The 931-nt window shown below is 35.8% G+C and carries 1 pseudogene; it reads right to left on the reverse strand.

The window, feature by feature from the left end:
• Positions 1-931: pseudogene (locus ACSSWA_RS14920) on the reverse strand (T9SS type A sorting domain-containing protein); the annotation flags it as partial.

Consider the following 931-nt stretch of genomic DNA (forward strand, 5'->3'; position numbering starts at 1 on the left):
CGAGGTTTCTTCCCGTAAGAGTCTGTGTCGTATTATTTATTGTATATGTTGTAGAATCTGAAGTCCAGCCCAAACGGTATCTTTCCCACGCATTAGCTACATATGTTCTTATCCCCCAAGCTGAAAGCATTCCCCAGAAACCGAAGCCATTATGATAATCGTTGTTACCAATTAAATAATGAGAAAATTCATGTATTACATTTCTGAATGGGTCCTCGGTTAAATAATTTCTTACTGTCACACCGGAACCGTATGGTATTGAATCCCTCCCACCAAATGACGTTGCTATTTTCCTCTGGTTGTTGTCCACATTAATAATTCCTATATCTCCCAAATCACCATAATTGCTTACAAATCCTAAATCTATTAAACCTTGATAGGGATTACTTAAATCTCCTGAAATATTTCTCCAGACAAAAATGATCATGTCAACGTATGTATCGGCATTATTATAGTATGTATAATCACTTACCCAATCCCAGTTATCAAACTCAGCAAAATCCCATGTTGTATCAAGTTGTTGGATTATTTCTTTTTGAATATTGCCTCTTCGATTACTGATGTAATTATTCATATACCAATCTCTTGTATGCGGTGCAATTACGTGAACTTCTTTTCCAATAAAATGAAGCTTGTTGCCGGACATTTCGTTAAAATAATGAGTTAGCGAACCTAGAGTAGGGTTAGCTGACCATGTTTGATCGACCCAATTATTCATATTTTGAGGAGCGTTGCCTTTAACCCATCTTGTATTATTAATATCATAGTTGTCATCTGGAAATTCCGCGAAGATAATTAATACATTTACTGTTCCTTCGGAAGGAAGCCATCTTCCTTTTGATTGCGCCGGAACTTCTTGTACTGATACAGTAACACAATTGTATACTTGTGCAAACAATTGGAAAGATATAGTAATATACAAAGTTACAAG

The sequence above is a fragment of the Melioribacter sp. Ez-97 genome, assembly GCF_051488665.1.
Lineage (GTDB): Bacteria > Bacteroidota > Ignavibacteria > Ignavibacteriales > Melioribacteraceae > Melioribacter.